The organism is Roseateles terrae (assembly GCF_014192155.1).
Classification (GTDB): Bacteria; Pseudomonadota; Gammaproteobacteria; order Burkholderiales; family Burkholderiaceae_C; genus Roseateles; species Roseateles terrae.
The window spans coordinates 203820-218720 of record NZ_JACHXO010000001.1 but is presented as its reverse complement, the minus strand read 5'-3'; the positions used below and the strand labels follow the sequence as shown (position 1 = coordinate 218720).

Below are 14901 nucleotides of genomic sequence, written 5' to 3'. Positions count from 1 at the left end.
CTCCGCCGCGCCACCTGGCGGTAGCGGAGACAGACACACTCAAGAGCAATCAGCAGGGGGTGAAGCTGTAGCGAGCCGCTCGCGATGGGGTCTGGGAAGACCCGGCGGGGCTGCAGATAAGACCTTGGAAGAACGGTCTTGTGCGAATCTATGCACCTGAATATACCACAAGAGGCTATCGCCAGCCTAGGATTAGGACGCTGAGCAACCAGATCGCGCGATTCACAGCGAGCTGTCTCCAGACAACCACTCCATCGACATCCAGCCATCCGGTTGAAGTGGGAGACGCCTGTCCCCATAACAAAAACGGGCCAGCATCGACAGACACTGGCCCGTTCGCATCGACCACTCGCTTTCAGCGGCGGCCGACCCGCGGTTCCGGAGGCGTCAGCGGCCGATCAAGCATCGATCCACCGCTGATCGACGACGAATCAGAGACCGATCTCGCCGCCATCCTTCTTGGTGATCACCACCGTTGCGGAACGGGGACGCTTCTTCACCGTCGCATCCGCCTGGTTGGCCGGCCAGTAGCTGCCAAAGGTGTTGCCAGCCCAGTCGGGCGTGGTTTCTTCCCCCGGGTGCTGAACATTGAAGAACAGCGTCTTGTTGTCCGGCGTCATCGCGATGCCGGTGATCTCGCACTCCTTCGGCCCCACCAGGAAACGACGGACGGTGTCCGCGGTCGCGCTGGCGCCCTTGATGGTGCTGGTGCCGCCCGCGGCCACGGCCACGCCGCCATCACCGACCTTGCCCGGCAAGGCGGCCAGCATCATGCAGTTGGTGACGTCGGTATAGGCGCCGTCGTCGGTCTGGATCCACAACATGCCGCGCTTGTCGAAGTACAGGCCGTCCGGGCTGGAGAAATCGTTGACGTCGGTCAGTGCCGACAGGTTGACGTCGGACGCAGCGTCCGCCTGGGCACCAAACAGGTAGATGTCCCAGTTCAGCTTGGTCACGTCGGTGCCGTTCTCGCGCCAGCGGATGATGTGGCCGTTCGGGTTGCCCTTCTGCGAGGTCGTGCCCTTGAGGTCTTCGTAATAGCGCGGATTGGCGGCGTCCGGCTTCAGCTGGCTGCCCGTCGGCGTGGCGGTGGTGGCCACCCGGTTGCTGTTGTTGGTGAGGGTCATGTAGACCTCACGGGTGGTCGGATGCACCGCACCCCATTCCGGGCGGTCCATCTTGGTGGCGCCCAGCTTGTCGGCGGCCAGACGGGCATTGATCAGCACGTCGCCCTGGTCGGCAAAGGGATAGGCCGCATTGGTGGCGTCCAGACCGTTCTTGCCGAAGGTGAGTTCCAGCCACTCACCGCTGCCGTCGGCGTTGAAGCGCGCCACATACAGCGTGCCTTCGTCCAGGTACTTGGCGCCAGCCGCCATGCCCTTGCCCACGTCAGCAGCATCCCACAGCGCCTTGGAGACAAACTTGTAGATGTACTCGTTGCGCGAGTCGTCGCCCATGTAGATGACGATCGGCTGCCCGGCCACTGCCGGTGCGGGCCAGGCGCCTTCGTGGTTGAAGCGGCCCAGGGCGGTACGCTTGACAGGGGCCGACGCGGGTGCAAACGGATCGATCTCGACCACCCAGCCGAAGGTGTTGATGGTGTTGCGATAGTCGTCCGCAGTGGTCGCTCCGGTCACCGAAGAGTTCCAGCGCACGAACAGGTCGGCGGTGCCGGCGGTGTCCCACAGGTAAGGGCTCTTGCGGTTCTGTGGCAGACCGTAGCGATTGAGGCTGGCGATTTCCTTGGCGGTACGCAGCGCGTCATCCCCCGCCGCGCGGCCGATGACGTTGAGGTAGTTTTCCTCGCAGGTCAGGTAGGTGCCCCATGGGGTGTAGCCGTTGGCGCAGTTGTTGTTGGTGCCGCGGGTCTGCTGGCCTGCCGGGTTGAACTTGGTGGCGAGCAGCGCATGGCCGCGGGCCGGGCCGGTGATGTCCATCGTGGTGGCGGACGTCACGCGGCGGTTGTAGCTGGAGCCGCGGACCATGGCAGTGACGCCGTTGGTGCGCTTGACTTCCACGATGCTCACGCCGTGGGCGTAGATTTCCTTTTCCACTTCGGCAGCGTTGCGGGCGGCACCGGCGCTGCGGCCGGCCGGGTGCATCACGTACGGGGCCACCACGTACTCATGATTCACCACCAGCAGGCCGCGGTCCGAGCGGTCGGCCTGGTAGGCACCGGTGTCGGACAGACCGAAGTAGTACATGCCGTCGTGGCCGTCGCCGATGCGGCGGTTGTAGGAGTCGGCCGTCTCGCTGCCGTCATCCTTCCACGACTCGTCGCCGTAGTGCATCGGATCGCCCAGGGCGTGCAGGATGCTGACGTTGTAGCCGTCTGGCACCGTCACCAGGTCGTTCTTGTTCTTGGCGACGGCGGTGAAACCGATCTTCGGACCGGCCGCGGGTGCTGGCGCAGGCGCTGGTGCGGGCGGGGTGTCGGAACCGCCATCGCCGCCGCAGGCCGTCAGCACAGAGCCGCCCAGCAATGCCGCAGCGGTGGTGCTGATACCGCCCTTGAGTGCCACGCGGCGGCTCAGGCGAGCCGTCAGGATGTCGTCGAACGACGGGTTGGCAGACGTGTTGACGACGGCGTCTTCGTCGTATTCATTCGGGGCTGGGCAGGTACCGGGCAACGAGGTCATGTAAGTCTCCGCAAAGGAACGTTTCCTAAGCGGCGCAGTCTCGAAAGACTTCATGAAGTGGCCGTGACAACAGCTCCTTCGGACCATCGGAATCCCCGCGATGCAACTTCGGAAATTACGATGTACTCAGGAAGCGGGACGGCAGAGTGCGTCGATTCAGGGTTTGCGCCAGTGGCGTCAGCACGGCCGAATGAATGGCTTCATCAGCGCGCAACGGGCGAGCGGCGGCGCCACCAGCGCAACAGCCCGGTCACCCAAAGCCCAGCCGGTGCCAGTCCGATCAGCGCCACCAGCAGCCGCAGCGGCAACCCGCCGATCGACGCGTCATGCAGCGGATGCAGCCAGTTGTTGATCGAGTGCGCAGGGCCGAGGCGCTCGCGATCGTGCACCGCGATGACTTCGCCAGTCGTTGGGTGGACCCAGACGTAGCTGTGCGGGAAACGTCGGCTCGGATCGCTGGGCTGCTGCAGGCGGACCATGAAGGCGCGCTGCTGCAGGAGCGCTTGCCCGGCGCCATCGGCGGACGCCAACGCTGCCCCTGGCACCTCCATCCAGGCCAGCCGCGCCTGAGGAAGCGCGCTGTGGGCCGCAGCCAGCACGGCGCCAAGGGTCACCGGGGGACGGTTGATCCCCTCCACGGAGATCGCCACCACCACCTTCTGCGGCCGGCTCACCGGCCCGACCACCGCCGACAGCGCCGCGTCACTGGGCCCCGGCAGCGCCAGCATCACCCCGGTCCCCACCAGCATCACCAGCAGCGGCAGAGACAGCAGCCCGGTCCATTTGTGCAGGTCATACAGCCGACGCACCAGCACTGCACCGCGCTTGAACCGCAGGGCGGGTGCGAGGCGCCCCCGCGGCCACCACGCCCAGACGCCGGACAGCAGCAACACGCCCAGACCCAGCCCGGACCAGCCCACCACCGCCTGCCCGGTGTCGCCAACCAACAGCGCCATGTGCAGGTCATAGAGCCAGGTCATGGCATAGCTGCCCCACTCCGCCTCGCGCAGCACCTCGCGGCCATCCGCGGACAGCCACACCATCGTCATGCGACCCGCGTGTTCCTGCGAAGCGGGCAAATAACGAGCGGGAATGGGCCCGGCTTCCCCGGTCGCCTCAAAGCGCCAGGCGCCCTGACGCTCCGGCCAGCGGGCGCGAACCGTAGTCAAGGCGCGGTCCCAGACTGGATCGCTCCAGCCCGGCCCACCCTCCGCGGCAGAAGCCGGCACCTCCGGATGCAGCCACCGGTCAATGTCCTGATAGAACACCAGCGCGGAGCCGGTCAGGCCCAGCAACACGAAGAGCAGGCCCAGGCTCAGGCCGAGCCAGAGATGGAGCCGTCGGACCCATGCGCGCAGCATCAGGAGCGACGTGCAGGTCGCGCCGACCGGACCCGCCCATGACCCCACAGCATCAGCGCGCCGAGCGCCAGCACCGCCACGCCGACCATCGCCCCGGCCTTCACATACACCAGACTGGACCACAGCACGTACGCGCTGCAGCCGCTGAAGACGAGCGGCAGCACCGGATACAGCGGCACACGGAAGGGCCGCACCCGCGTCGGCTCCTTCCGTCGCAGCACGATCACCGCCAGACCGCTGAGGGTGATGAAGAACCAGTAGACCGGCGACAGGTAGTCCACCATGGTTGAAAAGCCACCCCGGGTCAGCGCGCCAAAGGCCACCAGCCCCAGCGCGACCGTGCTGGTCGCGACCACGGCAGTGCTGGGCGTGCCGCGCCGCGCATTCCAGCGCGCCAGATGCCATTCGGCGGCGAGGTCGCGCGCGGCGGCATAGGTGGTGCGCGGTCCGGCGATCAGGATGGCGTTCATCACCGACAGGGCGGTGAGCGTGACCACGCCCACCATCAGCAGTTCTGCGCCACGACCGAAGACGATTCGCATCAGATCGGCCGCAGGCGCAGGGCTGGCGGCGAGACCGGACAGGCCGAGCACCCGCACGTAGGCCCAGTTGGCCACCAGGTACAGACCCATCACCAGACCCAGCCCCAGCAGCAAGGCCCGCACGATGCCGCGCTGCTCGTCCTTCATTTCAGCGGAGAGCGTGGCGGCGTCACTCCAGCCGCCATAAGCGAGGAAGACGAAGACCATCGCCAGACCCCAGTCCGGCGCTGCAGCGCCGGTGTGCGGCAGCGCGGGGGCCACGCCCTGCCACTGCTGCACCCCTGCGCCCGCCCCCAGCAGCAACAGGCCCAGCAGCACAAGACTCGTCAAACCCAGCTGCGTCCCCAGCCCCACCTGGACGCCCAGCAGGTTCAATCCGGTCAGCAGCACGATCAGTCCGGCGGCCATCCAGGCGCTGGCGTAGGGGCCGAGCCAGGGGGAGAGATCCACCACCTGCGCAAGATAGTCGCCAAAGACGAAGCCCAGCAGCGCCATCGACCCGGTGTGGATCACCGCGAAGCGCGACCAGGCGAAGAGAAAGCCCAGCCCGTGCCCATAGGCCCGACGCAGAAAGTGATAGTCGCCGCCAGCATCCGGAAAGGTGGCCGCCAGTTCCGCAAAGCACAGGCCGCCGATCACCGACAACACGCCGCCCAGCGCCCAGGCGATGTAGAGCTCCCAGGGGGTGCTCAGGGCCTGCGCCACCATCGGAGAAGTCTTGAAGATGCCGGCGCCCACCACCATGCCGACGCACAGCGCGACGGCGTGCTTCACATCCAGGATGCGCTGAGGCAGAGGGGGCGCGGATGCGGAGGCGGCGGGATCAGATGCGGTCATCGGGAACAGGGGGAACTGGGGGAACAGGCAGCCTCGGGTGCGGGCATCCTACGGGCAATCCCCTCGGGCAGATCACTGCAACGTCGCAGCGCCGCCACGGCATGAGCTTATGAGCAAGACATCTGAGACCCAACCCGGGATTTCCTGCGGCGTATGGGTAGGCTCACGACCCTCTTGATTGACGCTTCCACCACCATGCGCCAGCTCCGCCCCATCACCCTCGCCTGCCTGACCCTGCTGCTGGAGGCCGGCCTCATGCATTCGGCCCAGGCCCAGGCCCAGTCGCAGTCGCAGTCGCAAGGACCGGCGCAGGCCCAAACGCCTGGATCAAGCGCCGACGCGTCGGCCATCGCCGCGACCCAGGGGCTGAGTCCGGTGCTCGTCACGGGGACGCGAGCCAAGGACCGCACGCTGGCCGACAGCCAGGTGCCGGTGGATGTGCTGAGCCGCGACGAGGTGCTGCGCGCCGCCGGCCCGGACGGTACGCTGGCTGCCGCCCTGCAGGCGCTGCTGCCCTCGTTCAACTTCCCGCGCCAGTCCAATTCCGGCGGTGCGGACCATGTGCGCGCTGCGCAGCTGCGCGGCCTCTCGCCGGACCAGGTGCTGGTGCTGGTCAATGGCAAGCGGCGGCACACGTCCGCGCTGGTGAATCTGGAATCGAAGACCGGCAAGGGCACCAATCCGGTCGACTTCAACACCATCCCGCTGTCGGCCGTGCAGCGCATCGAGGTGGTGCGAGACGGCGCCGGTGCGCAATATGGCTCAGACGCGATCGCCGGCGTGGTCAACATCATCCTGGACGACCGCCGCAGCGGTACCGAGATCAGCACGGAGGCGGGGCTTTTCCATACCGACTTCGCGCCGACCGGTCGCACCCTCAATGACGGCCAGACACAATCGGCCAGCGTCACCCACGGTCTGGCCGTCGGCGACAAAGGCTTCCTGCGCGCCGGACTGGAAGGCCTGCATCGCAACGCCACCAACCGCAGCGGCCTCGACCAGTTGCCCGACTGGGAGGACCGCACGCCCGACAACCTCGCCACCATGGGTCAGCGCAACTACGCGGCTGGCGAGCCAGCCACGCGGCAATGGCAGGCCTTTTTCAATGGCGCGTTGGACCTCTCTGCCGAGCACCAGCTGTATGCCTTCGGCACCTGGCAGGAACGGCGTTCGGTGGGCGCGGCGTACTTCCGTTATCCCGACAGTAGTGCCACGCTCAAGAGCATCTATCCGAATGGCTATCGACCCGAGACCACCGGCCACAACCGGGACCTGCAACTCGCGGCCGGCCTGCGCGGTGCCTGGGGCGAGTGGGATTACGACGCGTCGCTCAATCAAGGCCGCAATGACTTCGACTATGGCGTGCAGCGCTCGCTGAATGTGTCACTCGGCCCGGCCAGTCCGACCCAATTTCATCTGGGCGATTTCAGCAGCCGCCTGACCAGCGCCAATCTGGACCTGACCCGTCCGGTCGCCCTCCCCGGCCTGTCTCGCCCCGCGACTTTGGCCGTGGGGCTGGACGCCCGGCAAGAGCGGTTTGCCACCGGGGCCGGTGATGTCGCGTCTTACGCCGTGGGCAGTTTTGACGGGCCCGCTGGCGCGCAGGCCGGTCCTGGCCTTCAGGCCGGAGATGCCACTCGCCTGTCGCGTCGCGTCGTGGGGGCCTATGCCGACCTCAGTGCGCATCTGACCCGCGATTGGGAAGCGGAGGCCGCGCTGCGCCACGATCACTACAGTGACTTCGGCAATGCCACCACCGCCAAACTGTCCAGCCGCTGGGCGCTGACACCCGCATTCGCACTGCGCGGCGCCCTCTCCAGCAACTTCCGGGCCCCTTCGCTGGCACAGCGCGGCTTCAGCTTCACCGTGACCGACCGGGGGGACGGCGGAGAACTCAGCCAGGTGAAAACCGTACCTGCCGATAGCGACCTCGGGCGATATCTCGGCGCCCAGCCCCTGAAGGCCGAGCGATCCCGCAATGCCAGCCTCGGGCTGAGCTGGCAACCGGCGAAGGCATGGTCGACAACGCTGGATGCCTACACCATCCGGGTGAAGAACCGCATCACGCTGTCGCAGCGCATCAGCCGGGACACTCTGGCGGATGAGCTGGCATCGCAATTCGGCGTGGTCGGCGTGCAGGGCGTGAACTTCTTCACCAATGCACTGGACACCCGCACACGCGGTGCGGACCTGGTGACGCAGTGGAGTGGCGCCGCATTGACGGGTGAAATGAAGCTGTCGTGGGCCGCGTCCTTCAACAAGACGACGGTGCAGACCCACGGGGATGCCAATGTCGGCCTGGAGGAAATCAACACGCTGACCACGGCCACGCCGCGGCAGCGTCACATCTTCACCGCGCAGTGGCAACGGGGCGACTGGGCCTTGCAGGCCCGCGCCACACGTCACGGCAGCACGACCCGTGTGTTCGATTTCGGGGATGGTTTTGTGCCGACGCAGACCTATTCGGCGGTGTGGCAACTGGACCTGGAAGCGCAGTGGCAAGCAACCCGCAGTTTGACGCTGAGCTTGGGCGCGCTCAATGCCACCGACCGTTATCCCAGCCGCTCGACGGCCGATATCGCGTATTACGGCAATTTCCCGTATGACGTGCTGTCTCCGATTGGATTCAATGGCGCGTATTACTACGCTCGGGCAAAACTGAGCTTCTGAGCGTGATGGCGTCCGCAACGCTTTGAGGTCGTGTTCCATTTGCAGGCGCTTCGGCCACGCTTTGCAATGTGTTCGGGCCCACATTGTTAAGCGCGCCGCCGAACACATCACGCTGCAATTTGCGCGTTCATCGCCGCTGTACGGCTTACGGGTGCGCGTGACGTACCCGGTTTCCCCTGCATTGGTCGGTAGCTTCAGAGAGGGACGACTAGGATGCCAGACGCGTCGACGCGCCAAGGCTTTGGTGCGCCGACGCGTCCTTGCGTTCGTCCCCTTCTCCCCAGGAGTCTTCCTTGTCCAGTGGCCTGTCAATCAACACGCTTCGCGGCTTCGCCTGCCTGTTGCTGGTGGGCTATCACGTCATCGGTGACAGCAGCAATTCCGGGCTGAGATTGCCCGATGAGCACATTGCGAGCCAACTCAATGACTGGCTTGCGCTGGTGCGGATGCCGCTGTTCTGCTTCCTGTCCGGCATGGTGTATGCACGCCGGCCGCTGACCGGCGAGATCACCCCCTTTGCCATCGGCAAGACGCGCCGCTTGCTGCTGCCGATGCTGGTGGTGGGAACCGGCTTTGCACTGCTTCAGAACCTGACCAATGGCACCAACAACGAGGGTGACTACAACTGGTGGCTGCTGCACACGGTGCCAGTGGCGCATTACTGGTTTCTGGAAGCGCTGTTCATCATCTTTATTGCCACGGCGGTGCTGGAGCGGCTGGGATGGTTGTCGACCCCGCGCAGTTTCTGGACGGTCTGGGTGCTGGCAGCGGCACTGCATTGCTGGGGTCGCCTGCCGGTGTACTTCGGGCTCAACGGAGCCGCGTATCTGGCGCCCTTCTTCCTGTTGGGCCTGGCGGCGCATCGCTTTGAACTGGACCGTGCCGGTCCACGGTGGACCCCTCTGCTGCTGGCAGCCGTCATCGGCAGTCTAATGCTGCTGTGGGCCCTCATCGATGCACCCACAGACAACTACCCGGGCATGCAACGCCTGGTGGTGAGTGTCTGCCTGTGCCTGCTGCTGCTGCGCCTGCGACCCCAGGTGGGCTGGCTGGCGTGGCTGGGCACCTGGTCGTTTGGCATCTACCTGTTCCACCCGGTGTTCACGGCGGGTGCGCGCATGATGCTCAAGGCCGCCCAGGTGCAGCACATCGGCGTGTTGCTGGTGGCCGGTGTTGTGGCCGGACTTGCGGGCTCCATCGCCTTGACGGCTGCCTTGCGCCGGATACCGTATGGTCACTGGGCGCTGGGGGAGAAACCCGCCCGGCGAGCTTCGGCGGCGTCGGCGGCTGCAACCGCTGCCCGGTAACGCGCAGACGTAGCAACGCTGAGCGACACCTGCGCGCGAAGGCGTCGCTTCAAGGCGCCCAGGTGGGCAGAGGCTCCGCGTCCTCCACCTGCACCCACAAGGCCCGCGCCAAGCGGTTGTGGCAGTGCAGCCCGAGCGAGTTGGGATCGACCTGGAACTGCACCAGCATGCGCCGCGGCTGCTGAGCAGACAGGCCCAAGCGGCTGTCGTCGAGATCCCGCACCTGACCGATCTGGCCGATCAGCCGCCAGTAGTCATGGTCAGGCGCGGTGCCCTCCGGGGCGCTCACCTCACCATTGAAGCGTCTGAGGATCACCGTTTGATCGAGCGCAAAGCGCTGCTTGGTCTGCATCTCCCACATCCTTCAGTCTGGCGAACCACGGGTGTGAGTCGCGCGAATGGGAGAACTTACATCAAAGCGGGCTGGCCTCCCGGGTGGGCGGTGGGCGAGAGTGTCGGCATGCCGAGGCCGCCATGCGGCCACGCCCTGAGAACGGCTTGCCAACCATGCGCCATCCCACCGACCTACTTCCACCCGCGGTAAAAATCGCCTACGATAGGACCCATACTTTTTATGGGTTGCAGTCATGAGCCTTAGCGGGCTCTCGCTGCAGCAATTGCAACGTCACATCCGCAGTCATGCTGCCCGTACCGAGCGCGTCGTGCTGACGGCGCACGCCCGCAAGCGGATGGCCGAAAGATAGGTCTCCATGGCGGAAGTCTTCGAATGTCTGCGTCGGGGCCGTCTCCGAACCCCGCCAGAACAAGACTTGAAGACCGGTCATCTCTCGTCTGCCGGATGAACTGGTGGGGAGCGGAGCGAGACCTGACCACCTGCGTGGCGTTATCCGATGATGAACCCGACCTGCTCATCATCACCGTGATTGTCTGAAAGGAAGCGGCTCATGCATCACTACACCGAATGCGGCCTGGACAATGTGTGGCTCGCCAACGGCTACACCACCCAATCAACCGCCTATGGCCCTGGCATCTCTGTTGCGCATGCAGACGAACTGCTGGCGCTGCTGGCTCAGCGGATCGTCGGCAAGCCCGGCCGCCTGTCGGGAAAGGAATTCCGGTTCCTGCGCGTGCAGATGGGCATCTCGCAGGCCGCACTGGCCAGGGCGCAGGGCGTCTCCGAACAGGCGGTGAGCCTCTGGGAGCGTCATGGCAAGGTCCCCAAAGCCAACGACGCGCTGATCCGGCTGTGCTATCTGTCCCATGCGCAGGGCGATGAGCCGCTGCGCAAGGCCTTCCATCGTGTCATGGAGGTGGAGCGACTCATCCACCAGAAAATCGTCGCCACCGCAGGTCCGAAGGGATGGAAATCCACGGTGGAAGAAGAAGCCACCCAGCCGGTCGCCTCTTAAGTGGCCATGCCCACCCGGAAGACCGCCACCACATCCGCCAACCGGGCAGCCTGATCCCGCAGGGACGCTGCAGCGGCCGAAGACTCTTCCACCAACGCGGCGTTCTGCTGCGTCATCTGGTCCAGATTGGCCACCGACTGGTTGACCTGATTGATGCCATCCCGCTGCTCGCTGCTGGCCGCGGCGATCTCGCCCATCAGGTCGGTCACGCGGCTGACGCCGTTGACGATCTGGCCCATGGCTTCGCCCGCCTTGGCCACTTCGGTCGATCCGGCGCTCACCGTCTGCACGGAATGATCGATCAAACCGCGAATCTCCTTGGCGGCCACCGCGCTGCGCTGGGCGAGCGTGCGCACTTCACTGGCGACCACGGCAAAACCACGCCCTTGCTCACCTGCACGGGCCGCCTCGACGGCCGCATTCAATGCGAGGATGTTGGTCTGGAAGGCAATGCTGTCGATGGTGCTGGTGATGTCGCTGATGCGGCGGGAGGCATCGCTGATTTCGCGCATCCGCTCCACCACTTGCCCCACGGCTTCACCTCCCTTTTGCGCAGCCTCGGCGGCACTCGCGGCCATCTGGTTGGCTTGACGCGCCGTGTCCGCAGATTGGGAGACCGTGCCAGTCAACTGTTCCATGCTGGAGGCCGTCTGCTGCAGATTGGCCGAGGTGCTTTCGGTGCGCGATGAGAGGTCCGAATTACCCGCGGCAATCTGGCTGGACGCGCCAGAGACGGCGGACACGCCATCCCGCACCTGGGCCACCACGCCCTTGAGACGGTCCACCATGCTCAGCAAGGCGAGCTGGAGTTGAGCCACTTCATCGGTACCCCGCACATTCAGCGTGACCGTGAGGTCGCCATCGGCCACCGTTTCGGCCAGCTTGACCGACTCCGCCAGCGGGCGGGTGATGCCGCGGGTGATGATGAAGGCGCATCCGCTGCCGACGACGATCGCCAGCAGGCTAACCGCGAACATGGTGACCTTGCCGCTGGCATAGATCTGTGAGCCCAACTCGGCCGCGCTCTGAGCGCCCTGGGTGTTGATCTCGGTCAACTCCTCCATGGCTTTATTGAGCTGATCAAACGTCGCCAGTCCATCGACCGTCACCAGTCGTTTGGCCAGGACCAGATCTTCGGACCCCGCCGCCGATTTCAGCTGATCGGCACGCTCCAGGTACTTCGCCCACAAGGTGGCGACTTCCTTGTATTTACGACCCTCCTCGTCGGAACTCACCATCGGACCATAAGCGGCGATGGCCTTGTCCACCGCTTCCTTCGACTCCTGCATACGCGTCAGGGCCGCAGTCATCTTGTCCGCCTCCGTGATGAGGACGCGGTACTCACGAATCCGATAGCGATTGACGTGCTGCGCGATGGCGCTGACCTGACGCGTGGAAGGCAGCCAATTGGTGTGCATGTCGTCCGCCACATCGTTGACCCGCGCCAACTGGATGACGGCGGTAATGCCGAGGCCAATAAGCATCAGCAACACCAGACCGAAGCTGCCTGCCAGCTTTGCGCCGACGCCGAAACGGGATTTCATAGTTACTCCAAATGATCAAACTGATTTCAATGCATCATTGTTTATCATTTAAAGAATGAATCTATCAAGAAGACAGGGCAGATTGATAAATTTGCACTCTCTCCCACGGCTTCGTCCTGGCGATCAGTGGTTGTCCCTGACGTGTGCCTGCAGCGCAACCCGTCATGACCGCGCCACTTACCGTTCCTACGGCCAGAAAACGCCCACCCGGCGCGTCGCCACCGAAATGATTTTTCTGATTTGCAAGTGATAGTCGTGACTTGTTAACGTTGTTATCAGCGATTAAATCGATACATTCGAACGTGGTTGTGCGCCCCCGAGGCGCCGATTCACTTCAGTGACCCCCATCAAAACGGAATCCCATGAAAACATTGACCGTTGGACAACGCCTTGCCATGGGCTTCGGCCTGACCATTGCCGTGGGCATCGCGAGCGTGAGCTTCGCCGTGGTGAAGCTGAACGCCCTGAGCGCAGACATTGACCAGCTCGCTTCCAACCGGATGGTGAAGGTGGCTCAGTTCAGTGAGCTCAAGGACAACCTTCAGTCGATTGGCCGGTTCGTCCGAAATTGCGTCATCAACACGGATCCGACTTTTGTCGAGGGCGAGAAGAAGAAGATCGGCGACTTGCGACTCAAGAATCAGGAACTTCTTGAAAAGCTGGAGAAGACCATCACCCTGCCGCGCGGCAAGGAGCTTCTCAAGAGCATCGTGGAGCAGCGACCCGCGTACAACAAGGCCCTGGATGACACGATGGCCCTTGCCATCAATGGCGACAAAGCGGCGGCCGGCGCCTTCCTGGTGGGCCAGGTTCGCTCACTACAAACGCCGCTGTTCGTCGCGGTCGACCAGTCCAAAGCACTCCAGCAGGAGATCGCCGACGGGCTCGCGAGGAATGCCAATGAGACCGCCCGATCCAGCGCCATGATCATGTTCGCACTGGCTCTGGTGATGACGGTCTTCGGCGGCGCGGTGGGCTTGTCCTTGTCTCGCAACCTCCGTCGGGCACTCGGTGCGGAACCCGAAGCGCTCAGCCACGCAGTGGCCCGCGTCGCTGGCGGCGACCTCACTCTGCCCTTGTGCCCCGCCGCATCGGATTCCACCAGTGTGCTGGCCAATGTGGCGCGCATGCAATCCAACCTGTCCGACGTAGTCGCCGGCGTACGCGCCAATTCCGAGAGTGTGGCCACGGCCAGTGCGCAGATTGCACAGGGCAATCAGGACCTGAGCCAGCGGACCGAAGAGCAGGCGAGCGCCCTGCAGCAGACCGCGGCCACGATGGAACAGCTCAACACCACCGTGCGCAACAACGCTGACAATGCGCAACAGGCGAATCAGCTGGCGCAGGCGGCCACGACCATTGCCACCTCCGGCGGTGAAGTGGTGGGCAAGGTGGTTGCAACGATGCAAGGCATCAGTGAAAGCAGCCGCAAGATTGGCGACATCATTGGTGTCATCGACGGCATTGCTTTCCAGACCAACATTCTGGCGCTGAACGCAGCCGTCGAGGCCGCACGGGCTGGTGAACAAGGCCGCGGTTTCGCCGTGGTAGCCAGCGAAGTGCGCACGCTGGCGCGGCGCAGTGCCGATGCGGCCAAGGAGATCAAGACGCTCATCCACCACAGCGTGTCGCAAGTCGAGCAAGGCACGACGCTGGTCGATCATGCCGGCGCCACCATGGGACAGATCGTGGAATCCATCCGCCGGGTGAATGACATCGTCGCCGAGATCAGTTCGGCCAGTCAGGAACAGAGCTCGGGCATCTCCCAAGTGGGTGAAGCCGTGAGCCAGATGGACAAGGTCACTCAGCAGAACGCCGCGCTGGTGGAAGAAAGCGCAGCCGCTGCCGAAAGCCTGAAAGTTCAGGCAGAGCAATTGGTTGGCAATGTGGCCGTGTTCAAGTTGCCGTCGGCCGCCATGGCCTGAGGTAACGATTCACCGCTCGTTGCGACTTGGGCCGCCAATGGCGGCCCTTGTGCTGTCCGCCTCTCTTCAGAGGTGGAAGCGGGTTCTCAGTGCAGAGGCTGGCGACGAGGGCCGCAACGCCCGCGCGACCAACCAGCCCCCTGCCAGCAGGGCGGCTGCCATGCCCATGGTGGCCACCGGCATGGCCCGGGCGCCATTGACGATCATTTCACCCGCATGCGGTGCAGCCAGCTGCAATCGCCGGGCCGTCATCTGCGCGCCGAGCTCGCCCAGGCGGTCCTTCAGAAGCTTTTCAGCGGCGGGCAGCATGATCGTTTCTTCGTCGGCCACATGGTGCACAACGTCCCGCATCAACTCCATGAACGTGTCGTCATAGCCGGCATCGGTCGGCGCCATGCCGCGCAGTTTTGCAATGAGACGCTTCATCTCATCGTGCTCCGGCTTGGCCTTCTTCAATGCCGGATTGTTGACCGCCACCTGCTCCAGGGCGGGATAGAAGATTTCTTCTTCCAGCTGCGCGTGGATTTCCAGCGCCAGCATCACCGTGTTCACGATGGCCTGCTTCTTCGACGGTGAGGCGTCCGGCTGGAACTTGTGGAAGGTGACCATCACGTGTGAATGGTCCATGCGGATCATCTTGGTGATGCTGGGCGAGACTTTTCCGAGGGTGGCGGTGGCTTCCATCGAGAACTCCTGGATGTGGGTT

General features: G+C 64.6%; 10 protein-coding genes. 4 read left to right on the top strand and 6 right to left on the bottom strand.

The genetic code is table 11. From position 1 onward, the window contains the following. Nucleotides 1–431: 431 nt before the first annotated feature. From FHS28_RS00955 to FHS28_RS00945, 3 genes are all read right to left on the bottom strand, one after another. The gene (locus FHS28_RS00955) at nt 432–2639 is read right to left on the bottom strand and encodes a PhoX family protein (protein WP_088449498.1); all 2208 of its coding nucleotides are present in this window, start codon (nt 2637–2639) and stop codon (nt 432–434) included. Between the two features lie 203 nt (nt 2640–2842). Further along, nucleotides 2843–4000: a PepSY-associated TM helix domain-containing protein gene (locus FHS28_RS00950; protein WP_088449764.1), complete on the bottom strand. Its 1158-nt coding sequence runs from the start codon at nt 3998–4000 to the stop codon at nt 2843–2845. Beyond that, nucleotides 4000–5379, bottom strand: coding sequence for an APC family permease (locus FHS28_RS00945; protein WP_088449499.1), 1380 nt, complete (start codon nt 5377–5379; stop codon nt 4000–4002). The genes FHS28_RS00950 and FHS28_RS00945 overlap by 1 nt, the downstream gene beginning before the upstream one ends. A gap of 174 nt (nt 5380–5553) precedes the next feature. On the opposite strand from FHS28_RS00945, the gene FHS28_RS00940 reads away from it, so the two are divergent. Continuing rightward, on the top strand, nt 5554–8049 hold the full coding sequence (locus tag FHS28_RS00940) for a TonB-dependent receptor plug domain-containing protein (RefSeq protein ID WP_184293958.1): 2496 nt from the start codon (nt 5554–5556) through the stop codon (nt 8047–8049). A 293-nt stretch (nt 8050–8342) separates the two neighbouring features. Next, nucleotides 8343–9356 (top strand): acyltransferase family protein, encoded by a 1014-nt coding sequence (locus FHS28_RS00935; RefSeq protein WP_184293956.1) that lies wholly within the window; start codon nt 8343–8345, stop codon nt 9354–9356. Between the two features lie 49 nt (nt 9357–9405). Here FHS28_RS00935 and FHS28_RS00930 read toward each other — a convergent pair whose 3' ends face one another. Beyond that, entirely contained in the window at nt 9406–9708 is a 303-nt protein-coding gene (locus FHS28_RS00930) for a hypothetical protein (protein WP_184293953.1), read from the bottom strand. A gap of 553 nt (nt 9709–10261) precedes the next feature. Here FHS28_RS00930 and FHS28_RS00925 point away from each other — a divergent pair. Then, nucleotides 10262–10726 carry a helix-turn-helix domain-containing protein gene (locus FHS28_RS00925; RefSeq protein WP_088449504.1) on the top strand — a complete coding sequence of 155 codons (465 nt, stop codon included), beginning with the start codon at nt 10262–10264 and terminating at the stop codon, nt 10724–10726. Here FHS28_RS00925 and FHS28_RS00920 read toward each other — a convergent pair. Beyond that, nucleotides 10723–12270 carry a methyl-accepting chemotaxis protein gene (locus FHS28_RS00920; RefSeq protein WP_088449505.1) on the bottom strand — a complete coding sequence of 516 codons (1548 nt, stop codon included), beginning with the start codon at nt 12268–12270 and terminating at the stop codon, nt 10723–10725. The genes FHS28_RS00925 and FHS28_RS00920 overlap by 4 nt on opposite strands. A gap of 362 nt (nt 12271–12632) precedes the next feature. On the opposite strand from FHS28_RS00920, the gene FHS28_RS24510 reads away from it, so the two are divergent. Next, entirely contained in the window at nt 12633–14195 is a 1563-nt protein-coding gene (locus FHS28_RS24510) for a methyl-accepting chemotaxis protein (protein ID WP_088449506.1), read from the top strand. A 66-nt stretch (nt 14196–14261) separates the two neighbouring features. On the opposite strand, the gene FHS28_RS00910 is transcribed toward FHS28_RS24510, so the two are convergent. After that, entirely contained in the window at nt 14262–14879 is a 618-nt protein-coding gene (locus tag FHS28_RS00910) for a hemerythrin domain-containing protein (RefSeq protein ID WP_088449507.1), read from the bottom strand. Nucleotides 14880–14901: the final 22 nt, after the last annotated feature.